This window comes from Serratia sp. HRI (genome assembly GCF_010119335.3).
In the GTDB taxonomy this organism is placed as follows: domain Bacteria; phylum Pseudomonadota; class Gammaproteobacteria; order Enterobacterales; family Enterobacteriaceae; genus Serratia; species Serratia nevei.
In genome coordinates, this window is the sequence record NZ_CP083690.1 from 3,325,123 (window position 1) to 3,339,585 (window position 14,463).

The window sequence follows — 14,463 nt, forward strand, 5'->3', positions numbered from 1 at the left end:
GGAATATTCCAGCTTACTCACCACAAGTAAGAAGGAAATCACCAACATGGGTTTATACAGGAGTTCATCACATGTGTTCTGGCGTTGCAAATACCACCTGGTGTGGACGCCGAAGTATCGATTTAAAATCCTCCGCGACAAGGTGGGTAAAGAGCTCTACCGAACAATTTATATCCTCTGCAACATGAAGGACTGTGAAGTCCTTGAGCTAAATATTCAGCCAGATCATGTGCATCTGGTCGTGATAGTCCCCCCGAAGCTATCGATTTCGACGTTGATGGGCGTCCTGAAAGGACGCAGTGCAATCCGGCTTTACAATCGTTTTCCACATATACGAAAGAAGTTGTGGGGCAATCATTTTTGGGCAAGGGGATACTTTGTCGATACGGTAGGAGTAAACGAAGAAATTATCAGGCGATACGTGAGGCATCAGGATAAGAAGGACCAAGAGATCGAACAGCAGATGGAGTTGTTGCAGGATTAACTCGAAAATGGCCCCCTTTTAGGGGGCGTCGTGTAAAGCCACCTCCTCAGGAGGTGGTCTTTTACTTTCCGGCCGGTTTACACCGGCAGGTCAATCAGCAGCGCGCGCAGCGGCGTTTCGGCGCGGATCGTCAGGCGATTCTCCTCGCGCACGAAGGCGCCGTCGCCGCAGGTCAGGCGCTGCACTTCGTGGCGTTCGCCGGTGGCGGCGATGGTGCCGTGAATCGACTGCAAATAGGCGCGCGGCCCGTTAATCGTCAGCGTTTGCTCTTCGCCCGGCTGCAGATCGAGATGGTGGATCCAGACCTGCTGGCGCAGCTGCAGGCTGCCCTGCGCGCCGTCCGGTGAGGCCAGCAGCAGGTTGCCCGCCGCCGGCAGCGTCAGGCGCTGCACCCGCTCGTTGCTGCGTTCCGGGCAGGCGTCCAGCCACAGCTGCAGGCGGGTCAGCGGCGTATCGCTGCTGACGTTCTGTTCGCTGTAGCTCAGGCCCGGCTGGGTGGCCAGCAGCAGCGCTTCGCCAGCTTTGGCGCGCGCGGCGTTGCCGTCGCTGTCGCGGTATTCCGCCTCGCCCTGCAGGATCAGGTTCAGGATATCCACGCTGGGATAGGTGCGCGGCTGGAACGACGCGCCCGGCGCCAGCACTTCCTGATTCAGCACCCGCAGCGACGCATAGCCCATCAGTTTGGGATCGAAGTAGTGACCAAAGGAAAAGGTGTAGCGAGCCTGCAGCCAACCAAAGTCAGCTTGCCCGCATTGTTGTGCTGTTCTGCATGTAATCATGGCAATCGGCTCTCTAAATTCATTATCCAAATGGTAAGCATCTGGACGTCGGATTGTTAGCCAGTTAATCTGGTCGGCATATTCAAATTTCCTGACAGAGGGATGTGATGGCCAGAGATCGGGCACTCACGCTTGAGGCGCTGAGAGTGATGGACGCGATCGACCGGCGCGGCAGCTTCGCCGCGGCCGCCGACGAATTGGGCCGGGTGCCGTCGGCGCTCAGCTACACCATGCAAAAATTGGAAGAAGAATTGGACGTGGTGCTGTTCGACCGCTCGGGCCACCGCACCAAGTTCACCAACGTGGGGCGCATGTTGCTGGAGCGCGGGCGGGTGCTGCTGGAAGCGGCTGACAAGCTGACCACCGACGCCGAGGCGCTGGCGCGCGGTTGGGAAACCCACCTGACCATCGTCAGCGAAGCGCTGTCACCGCCGAGCCTGCTGTTTCCGCTGGTGGACAAGCTGGCGCTGAAGGCCAACACCCAGGTGTCGATTTTCACCGAAGTGCTGGCGGGCGCCTGGGAGCGGCTGGAACAGGGGCGCGCCGACATCGTGATCGCGCCGGACATGCATTTTCGCGCGTCGTCGGAGATCAACACCCGCAAACTGTACAAGGTGATGAGCGTCTACGTCGCCGCGCCGGATCATCCTATCCACCAGGAGCCGGAGCCGTTGTCCGAGGTGACCCGCGTGAAGTACCGCGGCATCGCGGTGGCGGATACCGCCCGCGAGCGCCCGGTGTTGACCGTGCAGCTGCTGGATAAGCAGCAGCGTCTGACGGTGAGCACCATCGAAGACAAGCGTCTGGCGCTGCTGGCCGGATTGGGGGTGGCGACCATGCCGTACCCGATGGTGGAAAAAGATATCGAGGCCGGACGGCTTCGCGTGGTAGGGCCGGAATACAGCCGAGAAGCCGACATCATCATGGCCTGGCGGCGCGACAGCATGGGGGAGGCGAAAGCCTGGTTCCTGCGCGAAATTCCGCGCCTGTTCGCGCAGCGCTAACGTCGGTGGCATGAGATCCCCTTGCCGGGCGGCAAGGGGATTTTTTTGCCTTAGCCGAAGAACCGATCGCGGTCGTGCGGCTCGTCCAGATCCTGCGCCGGCCCGATGGAAATGATGCCGTGCGGGTTGATGGTGGCGTGGCTGCGGTAGTAGTGGTTGCGAATGTGCGGCAGGCTGACCGTGTCGGCGATGCCCGGCATCTGGTAGATGTCGCGCAGGAAACCGTACAGGTTCAGGTAGTCGCTGATGCGGTGTTTATCGCACTTGAAGTGGGTGACGTACACCGGATCGAAGCGCACCAGCGTGGTCCACAGGCGCAGGTCGGCTTCGGTCAGCCGATCGCCGGTCAGGTAGCGGTGCTGCCCCAGGATTTGCTCCAGGCGCTCCAGCGCGTTGAAGACCCCGTTGACCGCTTCGTCATAGGCTTCCTGGCTGGTGGCGAAACCGGCCTTGTACACGCCGTTGTTCACTTGATCGTAAATCCAACCGTTCAGCTCATCGATTTTGCCGCGCAGCTCGGCCGGGTAGTAATCGCCCGCGCGGGCGCCCACGCCGTCAAACGCGCTGTTGAACATGCGGATGATGTCGGCGGATTCGTTGCTGACGATGGTTTGCCGCTGTTTATCCCACAGCACCGGCACGGTCACGCGCCCGCTGTAGTGCGGATCGGCCTGCAGGTAGATCTGATACAGGAAGTCGGCGTGATACAGCGGATCGCCGGTGGTTTCAGGAAAATCCTGGCCGAAGGTCCAGCCGTTTTCCAGCATCAGCGGGTGCACCACCGAGACCGGAATGATCTGCTCCAGCCCTTTCAGTTTGCGCATCAGCAGCGTGCGGTGCGCCCAGGGGCAGGCGAGAGAAACGTACAGGTGATAACGGCCGGCTTCGGCCTGGAAGCCGCCCACGCCGTGTTCGCCCGGCTGACCGTCGGCGGTCACCCAATTGCGAAACTGAGCGGTTGAACGTTTGAAACGGCCGCCGGTAGACTTCGTGTCATACCAGATGTCTTGCCAAACGCCATCGACGAGTTGTCCCATGGGAATCTCCTTGGTGTCCGAGTGAAAAGCGACAGGGCCCGGCATGCCGGGCCCTGAATGACAGTTTAGATTACCATTTCTTGTTCAGAAGACGGTCGATGCTGAAGCCGCCCGGGCCTGCAACCGCCAACACGATGAAGCCACCGGCGATGGTCAGGTTTTTCATGAACATCAGCTGGTTTACGCCTTCCGCAAAGTCAGTGTGGAACAGCAGCGCGGTCAGAATGGTGAAGCCGGCAGTGAACAGCGCTACGGTGCGGGTCAGGAAACCGAACAGGATCGCCAGACCGCCGCCAAATTCCAGCAGGATGGTCAGCGGCAGCAAGAAGCCAGGCACGCCCATCGATTGCATGTACTGTTGGGTACCGGCATAAGCGTCACCCATTTTGCCGTAGCCTGCCACGATAAACAGGATTGGCATCAGAATACGAGCAACCAGCAAACCTGTATCTTCTAATTTTTTCATCATCTACTCCAAAGTGTTTTTGTGCGCCTGTTCGGCGGTAGTCATATCAACGGGCGGTATATCGGGTCTCTCACCCTGTCCGGCCCATATCGTATTGATGGAGTGAATGTTAAGCGGGAAGTGCTCAGGTTGTTAGCAAGTAAAACTGTCGTAATTTTTCAAAAAATCTGAATCTTTAGCGTGCTAATAAACTGACGCTGGTCAGCAGGTTGCCCGGCCCTCGGGATAAGCAGCGCTGTTTTAGGGGGAAAACGAGGGCGGAGCAACAGGATGTTTGAAGGAAAAATGTGGGGCTTACTTGGCGGAGAAGGTCTTTTTAAACAGGCGGATAGCGCTCCAGGCACCGAACGCGCGGCGCGACCAGCGGATCATCTTGCTGGGGTGGCGGATACCGTACAGCGCCATGACGCTGGAACCGAGCACCAGATAGCGGCGCAGGCCAAACACCGTTTGCCAGCCGCGGTCGATGCGTTCGGTCTTCTCCAGCCACAGAGACTTGTGTTCGGCCAGATCCAGGCGTTGCTGCTGGATCTGGCGAATCAGCCTCTCTTTTTTCCATTCCAGGTAGCGGCGGCGGCTCATGGCTCGCGCTCCAGTTCGGCGCGGTCGAGTTCCAGCTGCTTGCGCGTGGCGCCGAGCAGCGTGGTGCGACGGGCCTTGACCAGCGTCCAGATGGTGCCGACCACGGCCAGGAACAGCAGCACGCCGGTCGTGGCGCCCAGCGCCACCAGCCGGTAGACCGGATCGATGGCCCAGAAGATCAGGATCAGCAGGCTCATCAAACCGAAGGCGGTGAACAGCAGCGTCATGCCGGCCATGATCAGCAGCTGAATGAGATTGACTTTCTCCTCTTCCAGCTCGACCACCGCCAGCCGGACACGGGTTTCCACCATGCCGACCAGGATCGTGATGATGCGCTGACCGATATCCAGGACCCCTTTAGCGGGGCCCTGCGCGCGCACTTGCGGTTGTTCAGCCATGATTAACGACGCGCGAGCAGCACGCCCAGCACGACGCCGACCGCCGCGCCGATACCGATGCCGGTCCACGGGTTGTCGCGCACGTAATCGTCGGCCTGACCGGCGATCTGTTTGGTTTGCGAAGCCAGCTTGTCACCGGCGTCGCTCAGGCGAGCGCGGGTCTCTTTCAGCGCGCCTTCCGCTTTCGAACGCAGCTTCTCCAGCTCGGCTTTCGGCTTGTCGGTGGAGGAGTTCAGCACTTCCTCGAGCGTATCGGCTAAGGACTTCAGTTCAGCGCGTAAGTTTTCTGCATTTGAATCATGTGCCATGTGATTATTCCTTAACGTTTATTTCGACAGACTTTTAACATAGCGGATTTTTTCGCCGGAGCAAAGGGGTGATGGCCAGCAGATAACACCAGACATCAATTCCATATGCTTAAGAAATCCCGTGTGATGGGGCTCTCATCGATAAATCCGCTGGTGTAAAAAAAATTATTCCGCCTGGGCGCGTTTCAACTCAGCCTGCGCTTCCGCCAGCTTTTGCTGCTTCTTGGCGACCTTGTCCAGCTTGCCGGTTTGCTGCGCTTCTTTCAGCTCCTGTCGGCGCTCGTCGACCTTACGCTGCTTTTCCGCGATATTTTTCTGGCGTTCGGCCTGCAGGCCGGCTTCGGTACAGTGAGTCTGCACTTCGCTCAGCGCTTTTTTCAGCCCGTCCACGCGGTGGGTGTTGCCGTGTTGGGTGGCGTAGTCGATTTGCTGCTGGATGTCTTGCGCTTTGGCGGCGCAGCCGCCCTCAGCGGCCGAAGCGAACGCCGGCAGCGTGCAGAGTGGCAACAGCAGTAACAGTGAGTGGCGTAATTTCATCTTTCAGTTCCTTTTCATGGGATGCCTGAACAGGCATCCGCTTTCCTGACTGCCGAAGGCAGCAGCGCGAGAGGAGGGCGTTCATCGCCGGCTGAAGTTACCCTTCAGCATAGTCATGAAACCGGCGTGCCCCCAAAGAATCAGCCGTGACTCGGTGCCGACTGATTAATTCTTGAGCTAATCGATGCGAATGAAAATGAAGATAATGGCAATGAAAGGAAACCCCTTCATATGAAGGGGGATTATCCCAGGTTGAGTGGGGAACGCGCAAATTCGCGTACCCAATGCGACGGCACGGGGGACTCGCTCAACGCGATGTGGTAACCGGGCGGTAGGATGGTTTGCAGCGCTTCGCGCGCCAGCAATTGCTGCTCCGGCGAATCCAGACGGATGACCAGGCCATCGCCTTCCGGCGTAATGCTTTTGATGCGGATGCCGCGCTCATCCAGGCGCTGGTAGACGTAAAAACCGTCGGGCAGCGACAGCCCTTGCTGGCTGGCGCGAATGCGCAGCTCGCTCTCGGTACGCACCATGCAGGGCACCAACAGCGTCGCCAACGCCAGCAGGGCGAGCGCGATCATCAAGACGTATTGCCAGCGCGGGCGCTTTGCTGTCACGCCCCTTTCCCCGGGTTCTGGCCGCTGGCGCGTTTCTTGCGCCACAGCACGATCAGCGAGCCGACCAGCCCGACCACCAGCAACACCAGCGGCAACATCATCAGGCAGAACATCAGCTGATCTTCATACTTGCGGAACACCGGGGTTTTTCCGAGGGCGAAGCCCAGCGTCGTCAGGATCAAGACCCACAGCAGGCCGCTCATCCAGTTGAAGAACTGGAAGCGTGCGTTGCTCAGGCCGGACAGGCCGGCGATGGTTGGCAGCAGGGTGCGCACGAAGGCCAGGAAGCGGCCGACCAACAGGGCGGAAAGCCCGTGGCGGTGGAACAGGTTGTGAGCGCGCTGATGGTAGTGGGCCGGCAGGTGCGAAAGCCAGCCTTGCACCGTTCGCGTATTGCCGAGCCATCGGCCCTGTATGTAACTGACCCAGCACCCCAGGCTGGCGGCGACGGTCAGGATAACGATGGTCAGCGGGAAGCCCATGGTGCCTTTGGCGATCAGTACGCCGACCAGGATCAGCAGGCTGTCGCCCGGCAGGAAAGCGGCCGGCAGCAGGCCGTTTTCCAAAAACAGGATCATGAACAGCAGGATGTAGAGGGTCCACACCAACGAAGGGTTCGCCAGCGTCTCAAAATCCTGCTGCCATAAGGCATGTATCAGTTCTTTAATGATGTCCATCCGGTGTTCCTAAAACGTCATTGTTTATTTTTATCTCAGCGGCGGAGCGGGCGTGGGCTGAAAGCGCGCGGCGATCCTAATGCTGATAACGATGAAACGGCGTTGCTTTAAGGTTTCTAAGCGGTGCGACACCGGTCATAGGTGGTAAGTCAGCGTGCCACGGTACTGCATATTGCTTTCTTTCCAGCCGGCCTGCCGGCTCTGTTGCCTGGAGGCGTCCAGCATCCAGTCGACCTGGGCAAGCCGGTTGGGGGCCGGGGTGTCCTGGCGGGGGAAACGAATTCGGTAGCCCGGCTCTGCGGCCAGGGTATAGACCGGTGCCGTCAGGGAGGACGCGAGCAGCGAACCGGGGAAAGAGTGCGCTCTGGGCAGCAGCAGCGGCAACTTGCCGGGGGCTTTGCGGCGCGCTTCGGCCGGTGCCCGATACACATGATCATAGGGGGAAAGCGCCGGCTCCGCCAGCAGCGGCAGGCTGCTCAGCGCGCTGGGAGTTGGCTTGGGTAACGCCACGCATAGCTGTTGGCCGGAGACCGAACCGGTCCAGCAGAAAACAGCAATCAGCATGGCAAACAACCAGCGCATTTATTCGCGTCCCGCCCCCGCAGCAATGGGTAAAAAAGTGGGCTAACTCTACCAAAATAGCACGATTGGCAACAGGGAAATCTACGTTGCCGACGGTGAAATAGTACACGGCAAACGGCGGTTCCGGCATCGATTCAGCGGATTTTACATTACCTGACATAAGCCGACGGTTTTTGACCGCTTGGGCTATTTCGGCTCGTGGCTCATGCCATCCAGATGCACCACCGGATTCTCGGCGAACAGGTAGCGGTCGGCGTTGTATTCGAAGTCGTCGCTGGTGGCGTTAAACAGCATCTGCTTGGTGTTTTCCAGGTGCTGCCACATCGCCAGTTTGGCGGCGTAAGGATCTTTGCGCATCAGCGCCTTGAGGATCTGATCGTGATCGTCGCACCAGCTGGCGATCGAACGTTCGTCGATATGCTCGTGCAGTTTTTTCCAGTAAGGGTTGTTGACCCGCTGCACCCACATTTTTTCTACGATGGTGGCCATGGCGGTGTTCTGGGTGGCCAGCGCCACCTGCACGTGGAACTTCAGATCCCACTGCGAGTCGCGGAAGCGATCCTCTTTGCGGGCGTGCTCCTGGATCTCCATCAGCTGCACGATATCTTGTTTGGTCACCTGGGTGGCAGCGAATTCGGCGATGTTGCTTTCGATCAGCTGGCGCGCCTGCAGCAGCTCAAACGGACCGGCGGTGGCGAACTCGATGCTGTCGCCCGGCACCACCAGGTGTTTTTGCTGGTTGGACACCACGTGGATCCCGGATCCCTTGCGCACGTCCACATAGCCTTCCACTTCCAGCATGATGATCGCTTCGCGCACCACGGTGCGGCTGACATTCATCTCTTCGGCGATGTATCGCTCGGCCGGCAGCTTGTCGCCTACCGGGTAGCGGCCGCTTTCGATACGTTGCTTAAGCTCGGCGGCCAGTTGCTGATACAGGCGTCTGGTTTCGGTGAATTCCATAGTGAATGCTCTATACGGTGCGGTGGGAGGGGGCGCGTGGCCATCGGATTTGTTATACCACTTATTCGGCACCGCTGCCAGAGGAGCAAAAGGCCCGGCGCGGCGGCCGGGCGGCGGGATCAGCTGCGCGCCGGGGCCGGCTGCAGCGTGGCAGGCAGCGCTTCGGCGGCCGGGCGGTTTTGCAGCACCGTCCAGATGACGATGGCGCCGAGAATGTCGAAGACCGACAGCGCGGCGAACAACGGGCTGAAGCCGAGGGTGTCCGCCAGGGCGCCGACCACCAGGGCGAACAGCGTGCTGGCGGTCCAGGCCGCCATGCCGGTCAGGCCGTTGGCGGTCGCCACCTCATTGCGGCCGAACACGTCGGAAGAGAGGGTGATCAGCGCGCCGGACAGCGCCTGATGGGCGAAGCCGCCGACGCACAGTAGCGCGATAGCCGCGTAAGGGCTGGTGAACAGGCCGATCATGCCGGGGCCGATCATCAGCACCGCCCCCATCGTCACCACCAGCTTGCGCGAGACGATCAGATTGACCTTGAAATATTTCTGGAACAGCGGCGGCAGGTAGCCGCCGACGATGCAGCCGAGATCGGCGAACAGCATCGGCATCCAGGCGAACATGGCGATCTCTTTCAGATTAAAGCCGTAGGCCTTGAACATGAACAGTGGGATCCAGGCGTTGAAGGTGCCCCAGGCCGGTTCCGCCAGAAAGCGCGGCAGCGCGATGCCCCAGAACTGGCGGTTGCGCACGATCTGCCAGGCGGACATCTTTTTGGCGTTTGAGGTCTGGTGCTGCGCTTCCTGGCCTTCGAGGATGTAACGGCGCTCTTCCTGGCTCAGTTTCTTCTGATCTTTCGGGTGCTTGTAGAACAGCAGCCAGCAGATGGCCCAGATCAGGCTCAGCACGCCGGTGATGATGAACGCCATCTCCCAGCTGTGCGCCACGATGGCCCATACCACCAGCGGCGGGGCGAGCATGCCGCCGATCGACGAACCGACGTTGAAATAGCCGACGGCGATCGAACGCTCTTTGGCCGGAAACCACTCGCTGCTGGCCTTCAGCCCGGCGGGGATCATCGCCGCCTCGGCCATGCCGACCGCGCCGCGCGCCAGCGCCAGCCCGCCCCAGCTGTTGGCCAGCGCGGTGCCCATACAGAACACCGCCCAAAGAATGGCGAACATGGCGTAACCGACCTTGGTGCCGAGCACGTCCAACACATAGCCCGCCACCGGCTGCATCACGGTGTAGCAGGCGGAATAGGCGGCGACGATATAGGAATACTGCTGGGTGGTGATGTGCAGCGTATCTTCCAGCGTCGGCGCCGCCACGGCGATGGCGTTGCGGGTCAGGTAACCCAGCACGGTGCCGATGGTCACCAGCCCGATCATGTACCAGCGTAACCCTTTAATTTTACGCATCCGAAATGTCTCCCCGTTTGAAGGTATGGCCGGCGATGCGGCTGGCGAGACAATAACCTGTCATACAGGTTTAAAAGTTGAGTGATATCACAAAAGGAATTATTCGCCTGAGCGATACTGTCGCCGGTGAAATAGGGCGTTTATGCCGCACATTTGCCGTAAAAACGAGCAAAAAAGGGATTGGAGGGCAGCAAAACGGCAGATGGCGGGAAAAATTTGCTGGACGATCGCTAAAATTGGTGTGATAACTTTTGTGATTCGATCCCTGTGCCCCACGGCAAGTAAGGTAAGGAGCCCGAGATGGCGACGTTTTTGAGCGAAGATTTCCTGCTGGACAGCGAATTTGCCCGGCGTTTGTACCATGACTACGCGGCACAGCAGCCGATTTTCGATTACCACTGCCATTTGCCGCCGCAGCAGATCGCGGAGAATACCCGCTTCAGCAACCTGTACGATATCTGGCTGCGGGGCGATCACTATAAATGGCGGGCGATGCGCACCAACGGCGTGGCGGAGCGGCTGTGCACCGGCGATGCGGGCGATCGCGAGAAATTCGACGCCTGGGCCGCCACGGTGCCGCACACCATTGGTAACCCGCTCTATCACTGGACGCATCTGGAGCTGCGCCGGCCGTTCGGCATCACCGGAACGCTGCTGTCGCCGAGCACGGCGGATGAGATCTGGCAGCGCGGCAATGCGCTGCTGGCGCAGGATGAGTTTCGCGCGCGCGGCATCATGCGGCAGATGAACGTGAAAATGGTCGGTACCACCGACGATCCGATTGACGACCTGCGCCACCATCGGGCGATCGCCGACGATCATAGCTTCGATATCAAGGTGTTGCCGAGCTGGCGGCCGGACAAGGCCTTCACCATCGATGCGCCCGGCTTCAATGACTATCTGCGGCAGCTGGAGGCGGCGGCGGACATCGCCATCGGTCGCTTCAGCACGCTGTGCGACGCCCTGTACAAGCGTATGGATCACTTCGCCGCCCACGGCTGCAAGGTGGCCGACCATGCGCTGGACGTGGTGGTGTTCGGCGAAGCCGATGAAGCGACGCTGGATGCGATCCTGCTGCGTCGCCTGAACGGCGAGCTACCGACGCCGGAACAGAGCGCGCAGTTCAAAAGCGCGGTGCTGCTGTTCCTGGCCGGCGAATACCGGCGCCGCGGCTGGGTGCAGCAATATCACATCGGCGCGCTGCGCAATAACAACAGCCGCATGTTGGCCGCCGTCGGGCCGGATATCGGCTTCGACTCGATCAACGATCGGCCGCTGGCGGAGCCGCTGTCGCGGCTGCTGGATGCCCAGGCGCGGCAGGGCGGCCTGCCGAAAACCATTCTCTATTGCCTCAACCCGCGCGATAACGAAGTGATCGGCACCATGATCGGCAATTTTCAGGGGGAAGGCACGCCGGGCAAGATGCAGTTCGGCTCCGGCTGGTGGTTCAACGATCAGAAGGACGGCATGCAGCGCCAAATGACGCAGCTGGCCCAGCTCGGGCTGCTGAGCCGCTTCGTCGGCATGCTGACCGACAGTCGCAGCTTCCTGTCGTATACGCGCCATGAGTACTTCCGTCGCATCCTTTGCCAGATGATCGGCCGCTGGGTGACGGACGGCGAAGCGCCGGCGGATATCGCGCTGCTGGGCGAGATGGTGAAAAACATCTGCTTCGACAACGCCAAAAACTATTTCGCCATAGAACTGGCGTAGCCGTTATCCGGGACCGGTTTATGCAAAGTACGATAAAGATTCACGAGCAGGATAACGTGGCGGTGGCGCTGCGCGATCTGGCTGCCGGAGAAACGGTTGAGCTGGCAGGCGTAGCCTTTCCGCTGGCGCAGCCGGTGGCGCGCGGGCACAAGTTTGCGCTCGGCCCGATCGCCGAGGGCGAGGACATCATCAAATATGGCCAGCCGATCGGCCACGCGCTCGTGGCTATCGGGCCCGGGGAGCATATTCATTCGCAAAACGCCAAAACCAACCTGAGCGATCTGGACAGCTACCGTTACCAGCCGCAGTTCCCGGCGTTGCCGCCGCAGGCGGCGGATCGCGAGGTGCAGCTGTACCGCCGGGCCGGCGGCGGCGTGGGGATCCGCAACGAACTGTGGATCGTGCCGACCGTCGGCTGCGTCAACGGCATCGCCCGCCAGATCCAGCAGCGCTTTTTGCAGCAAACGCAGGCGGAGGGGATCGACGGCGTGCATCTGTTCAGCCATCCGTTCGGCTGCTCGCAGCTGGGGCAGGATCATGCCAACACCCGCATCATGCTGCAGAACATGGCGCGCCATCCCAACGCCGGCGCGGTGCTGGTGATCGGGCTGGGGTGCGAGAACAATCAGGTGGATGCCTTTCGCGCCACGCTGGGGATGGCGGACGAGCGGCGGCTGCGCTTTATGGTGTGCCAACAGCAGGACGACGAGGTGGAGGCCGGGCTGGCGCTGTTGCACGAGCTGTACCGGGAGATGCGCCACGATCGCCGCGAACCGGGCCGCCTGAGCGAGCTGAAGTTCGGCCTGGAGTGCGGCGGTTCGGACGGATTGTCGGGTATCACCGCCAACCCGTTGCTGGGGCGCTTTTCCGATTATGTGATCGCCAACGGCGGCACCACGGTGCTGACCGAAGTGCCGGAGATGTTCGGCGCCGAGCGCATTCTGATGAGCCGCTGCCGCGATGGGGAGACCTTCGACAAAACCGTCGACATGATCAACGATTTCAAACGCTATTTTATCGCCCATCAACAGCCGATATACGAGAACCCGTCGCCGGGCAATAAGGCCGGCGGCATTACCACGCTGGAAGAGAAATCGCTCGGCTGCACCCAAAAAGCGGGCCTGAGCCTGGTGGTGGACGTGCTGAAGTACGGTGAGCGGCTGCGCGTGCCGGGGCTGAATCTGCTCAGCGCGCCGGGCAACGATGCGGTGGCGACCAGCGCGCTGGCCGGTGCCGGCTGCCATATGGTGCTGTTCAGCACCGGGCGCGGCACGCCGTACGGCGGCTTTGTGCCGACGGTGAAGCTGGCGACCAACAGCGAGCTGGCGGCGAAGAAACCGCACTGGATCGATTTCGACGCCGGCAGCCTGATCCACGGCGTAGCGATGGAGACGTTGCTCAGCCGCTTCATCGATCTGATTGTCGAGATTGCCAACGGGCGTCCGGCGCGTAATGAAACCAACGACTTTCGCGAGCTGGCGATCTTTAAAAGCGGGGTGACGCTGTAAAGCTGACAAAAAAGGCGCTCGAGGGAGCGCCTTTTTATGAAGCAACGCGCGATTAACGCACCTTCAGCGGGTCTTCGTTCGCCAGCCGCTGGTCTTCCGCCTGGCAGGCGGCGGCGGTGAACAGCACGTCGGTGGAGGAGTTGAGGGCGGTTTCCGCCGAATCCTGCAGCACGCCGATGATAAAGCCGACCGCCACCACCTGCATCGCCACGTCGTTCGGAATGCCGAACATGTTGCACGCCAACGGGATCAGCAGCAGCGAGCCGCCGGCCACGCCGGAGGCGCCGCAGGCGCACAGGGCGGCCACCACGCTCAGCAGCAGAGCGGTCGGGACGTCCACCGCGATGCCCAGCGTGTTCACCGCCGCCAGCGTCAGCACGGTGATGGTGATCGCCGCGCCGGCCATGTTGATGGTGGCGCCCAGCGGGATGGAAACCGAGTAGGTGTCCTCATTCAGGTTCAGCTTCTTGCACAGCTCCATGTTCACCGGGATGTTGGCGGCGGAGCTGCGGGTGAAGAAGGCGGTCACGCCGCTCTCGCGCAGGCAGGCGAACACCAGCGGATACGGGTTGCGGCGGATTTTCCAGTAAACGATCAGCGGGTTGAGCACCAGCGCCACCAACAGCATGCAGCCGAGCAGTACCATCAGCAGCTGGGCGTAGCCCCACAGCACGCCGAAGCCGGTTTCCGCCAGCGTGGAAGCCACCAGGCCGAAGATGCCAAGCGGCGCACAGCGGATCACCGCGCGCACCACCAGCGTAACCGCATGGGACATGTCGTTGATCAGCCCCTTGGTGGTTTCGGAAGCGTGGCGCAGCGCCAGCCCCAGCCCGACGGCCCACGCCAGAATACCAATGTAGTTGGCGTTAATCAGCGCATGGAACGGGTTGGCCACCACGCTCATCAACAGACCTTTCATCACCTCCACAATGCCGCCCGGCGGGGTAATGTCCGTCGCGCCGGTGGTCAGCGCCAGCGTAGAAGGGAAGATAAAGCTGACGACGACCGCCACCAGCGCGGCGGCAAAGGTGCCCAGCAGGTAGAGGAACAGGATCGGGCGAATGTTGGTCTTCTGCCCCTGTTTATGGTTGGCGATCGAGGCCATCACCAGAATCAGCACCAGCACCGGCGCTACCGCTTTCAGCGCGCCGACGAACAGGGTGCCGAGCAGGCCGACGGCGGCCGCGGCTGCCGGCGAAACCAGCGCCACCAGAATGCCGGCCACCAGGCCGACCATGATTTGTTTGACCAGGCTACCCTGCGTGATCCTTTGTAATAGTTTTTGCATAGTGCTTTCTTCCTGATGTTATCTGGCCGCCGCGGCGGGAACGACGCCGGGTAGCTTTATATGATTCTGTAACTAAGTGTGTTTGCCGAATCAGTATTCAGC

Annotated in this window: 18 protein-coding genes; 5 read left to right on the forward strand and 13 right to left on the reverse strand. The window is 60.7% G+C overall.

Annotated features, from left to right (window positions below; genetic code table 11):
- Window positions 1–46: 46 nt before the first annotated feature.
- A complete protein-coding gene (tnpA, locus tag GF111_RS15955; RefSeq protein WP_038874510.1) occupies window positions 47–484 on the forward strand; it encodes an IS200/IS605 family transposase in 438 nt (145 codons plus the stop codon).
- Between the two features lie 77 nt (window positions 485–561).
- Here tnpA and GF111_RS15960 read toward each other — a convergent pair whose 3' ends face one another.
- Entirely contained in the window at window positions 562–1,263 is a 702-nt protein-coding gene (locus GF111_RS15960) for a pirin family protein (RefSeq protein ID WP_038879596.1), read from the reverse strand.
- A gap of 107 nt (window positions 1,264–1,370) precedes the next feature.
- On the opposite strand from GF111_RS15960, the gene GF111_RS15965 reads away from it, so the two are divergent.
- Window positions 1,371–2,267: a LysR family transcriptional regulator gene (locus GF111_RS15965; protein ID WP_004937113.1), complete on the forward strand. Its 897-nt coding sequence runs from the start codon at window positions 1,371–1,373 to the stop codon at window positions 2,265–2,267.
- A gap of 50 nt (window positions 2,268–2,317) precedes the next feature.
- Here GF111_RS15965 and GF111_RS15970 read toward each other — a convergent pair whose 3' ends face one another.
- From GF111_RS15970 to GF111_RS16020, 11 genes are all read right to left on the reverse strand, one after another.
- A complete protein-coding gene (locus GF111_RS15970; protein WP_038879591.1) occupies window positions 2,318–3,304 on the reverse strand; it encodes a glutathione S-transferase family protein in 987 nt (328 codons plus the stop codon).
- 70 nt (window positions 3,305–3,374) lie between these two features.
- On the reverse strand, window positions 3,375–3,770 hold the full coding sequence (locus GF111_RS15975; protein WP_004937119.1) for a DoxX family protein: 396 nt from the start codon (window positions 3,768–3,770) through the stop codon (window positions 3,375–3,377).
- 294 nt (window positions 3,771–4,064) lie between these two features.
- A complete protein-coding gene (locus GF111_RS15980; RefSeq protein WP_004937121.1) occupies window positions 4,065–4,352 on the reverse strand; it encodes a YqjK-like family protein in 288 nt (95 codons plus the stop codon).
- Window positions 4,349–4,750 (reverse strand): phage holin family protein, encoded by a 402-nt coding sequence (locus tag GF111_RS15985; protein ID WP_038879587.1) that lies wholly within the window; start codon window positions 4,748–4,750, stop codon window positions 4,349–4,351. Before GF111_RS15985 ends, GF111_RS15980 begins: the two co-directional genes overlap by 4 nt.
- A gap of 2 nt (window positions 4,751–4,752) precedes the next feature.
- Window positions 4,753–5,058, reverse strand: coding sequence for a YqjD family protein (locus tag GF111_RS15990; RefSeq protein ID WP_004937125.1), 306 nt, complete (start codon window positions 5,056–5,058; stop codon window positions 4,753–4,755).
- A 165-nt stretch (window positions 5,059–5,223) separates the two neighbouring features.
- Window positions 5,224–5,595, reverse strand: a complete 372-nt coding sequence (locus GF111_RS15995) for a DUF1090 domain-containing protein (protein ID WP_038879584.1) — start codon at window positions 5,593–5,595, stop codon at window positions 5,224–5,226.
- A gap of 242 nt (window positions 5,596–5,837) precedes the next feature.
- Window positions 5,838–6,212 (reverse strand): EnvZ/OmpR regulon moderator MzrA, encoded by a 375-nt coding sequence (gene mzrA, locus GF111_RS16000; RefSeq protein WP_004937130.1) that lies wholly within the window; start codon window positions 6,210–6,212, stop codon window positions 5,838–5,840.
- Window positions 6,209–6,889, reverse strand: coding sequence for a DedA family protein (locus GF111_RS16005; protein ID WP_033644523.1), 681 nt, complete (start codon window positions 6,887–6,889; stop codon window positions 6,209–6,211). The genes mzrA and GF111_RS16005 overlap by 4 nt, the downstream gene beginning before the upstream one ends.
- A 135-nt stretch (window positions 6,890–7,024) precedes the next feature.
- Window positions 7,025–7,471, reverse strand: coding sequence for a hypothetical protein (locus GF111_RS16010; RefSeq protein ID WP_048234919.1), 447 nt, complete (start codon window positions 7,469–7,471; stop codon window positions 7,025–7,027).
- Window positions 7,472–7,657: 186 nt separating this feature from the next.
- The gene (exuR, locus tag GF111_RS16015; protein ID WP_038879576.1) at window positions 7,658–8,434 is read right to left on the reverse strand and encodes a transcriptional regulator ExuR; all 777 of its coding nucleotides are present in this window, start codon (window positions 8,432–8,434) and stop codon (window positions 7,658–7,660) included.
- Window positions 8,435–8,553: 119 nt separating this feature from the next.
- Complete coding sequence (locus tag GF111_RS16020; RefSeq protein WP_038879573.1) at window positions 8,554–9,852, reverse strand: MFS transporter; 1,299 nt, start codon at window positions 9,850–9,852, stop codon at window positions 8,554–8,556.
- A gap of 77 nt (window positions 9,853–9,929) precedes the next feature.
- On the opposite strand from GF111_RS16020, the gene GF111_RS16025 reads away from it, so the two are divergent.
- From GF111_RS16025 to GF111_RS16035, 3 genes are read left to right on the forward strand one after another with little or no spacing between them, the layout of a single operon-like run.
- The gene (locus GF111_RS16025; protein WP_162419975.1) at window positions 9,930–10,097 is read left to right on the forward strand and encodes a hypothetical protein; all 168 of its coding nucleotides are present in this window, start codon (window positions 9,930–9,932) and stop codon (window positions 10,095–10,097) included.
- 55 nt (window positions 10,098–10,152) lie between these two features.
- Window positions 10,153–11,565 (forward strand): glucuronate isomerase, encoded by a 1,413-nt coding sequence (gene uxaC, locus GF111_RS16030; protein WP_060433607.1) that lies wholly within the window; start codon window positions 10,153–10,155, stop codon window positions 11,563–11,565.
- A gap of 20 nt (window positions 11,566–11,585) precedes the next feature.
- Window positions 11,586–13,073 carry a UxaA family hydrolase gene (locus GF111_RS16035; protein WP_147190167.1) on the forward strand — a complete coding sequence of 496 codons (1,488 nt, stop codon included), beginning with the start codon at window positions 11,586–11,588 and terminating at the stop codon, window positions 13,071–13,073.
- Between the two features lie 52 nt (window positions 13,074–13,125).
- Here the strand turns inward: GF111_RS16035 and sstT are convergent, their stop codons facing one another.
- On the reverse strand, window positions 13,126–14,361 hold the full coding sequence (gene sstT / locus GF111_RS16040; protein ID WP_038879565.1) for a serine/threonine transporter SstT: 1,236 nt from the start codon (window positions 14,359–14,361) through the stop codon (window positions 13,126–13,128).
- Window positions 14,362–14,463: the final 102 nt, after the last annotated feature.

Bases quoted from the DNA above. Each gene is read 5' to 3' on its own strand.
- GF111_RS15990 (WP_004937125.1), bottom strand. From the start codon at position 5,058: ATGGCACATGATTCAAATGCAGAAAACTTACGCGCTGAACTGAAGTCC.
- GF111_RS16005 (WP_033644523.1), bottom strand. From the start codon at position 6,889: ATGGACATCATTAAAGAACTGATACATGCCTTATGGCAGCAGGATTTT.
- uxaC (WP_060433607.1), top strand. From the start codon at position 10,153: ATGGCGACGTTTTTGAGCGAAGATTTCCTGCTGGACAGCGAATTTGCC.
- GF111_RS15965 (WP_004937113.1), top strand. From the start codon at position 1,371: ATGGCCAGAGATCGGGCACTCACGCTTGAGGCGCTGAGAGTGATGGAC.
- GF111_RS15985 (WP_038879587.1), bottom strand. From the start codon at position 4,750: ATGGCTGAACAACCGCAAGTGCGCGCGCAGGGCCCCGCTAAAGGGGTC.
- tnpA (WP_038874510.1), top strand. From the start codon at position 47: ATGGGTTTATACAGGAGTTCATCACATGTGTTCTGGCGTTGCAAATAC.
- GF111_RS15975 (WP_004937119.1), bottom strand. From the start codon at position 3,770: ATGAAAAAATTAGAAGATACAGGTTTGCTGGTTGCTCGTATTCTGATG.
- GF111_RS15960 (WP_038879596.1), bottom strand. From the start codon at position 1,263: ATGATTACATGCAGAACAGCACAACAATGCGGGCAAGCTGACTTTGGT.
- GF111_RS16035 (WP_147190167.1), top strand. From the start codon at position 11,586: ATGCAAAGTACGATAAAGATTCACGAGCAGGATAACGTGGCGGTGGCG.
- GF111_RS16010 (WP_048234919.1), bottom strand. From the start codon at position 7,471: ATGCGCTGGTTGTTTGCCATGCTGATTGCTGTTTTCTGCTGGACCGGT.
- GF111_RS16020 (WP_038879573.1), bottom strand. From the start codon at position 9,852: ATGCGTAAAATTAAAGGGTTACGCTGGTACATGATCGGGCTGGTGACC.
- exuR (WP_038879576.1), bottom strand. From the start codon at position 8,434: ATGGAATTCACCGAAACCAGACGCCTGTATCAGCAACTGGCCGCCGAG.
- GF111_RS15995 (WP_038879584.1), bottom strand. From the start codon at position 5,595: ATGAAATTACGCCACTCACTGTTACTGCTGTTGCCACTCTGCACGCTG.
- GF111_RS15970 (WP_038879591.1), bottom strand. From the start codon at position 3,304: ATGGGACAACTCGTCGATGGCGTTTGGCAAGACATCTGGTATGACACG.
- sstT (WP_038879565.1), bottom strand. From the start codon at position 14,361: ATGCAAAAACTATTACAAAGGATCACGCAGGGTAGCCTGGTCAAACAA.
- GF111_RS15980 (WP_004937121.1), bottom strand. From the start codon at position 4,352: ATGAGCCGCCGCCGCTACCTGGAATGGAAAAAAGAGAGGCTGATTCGC.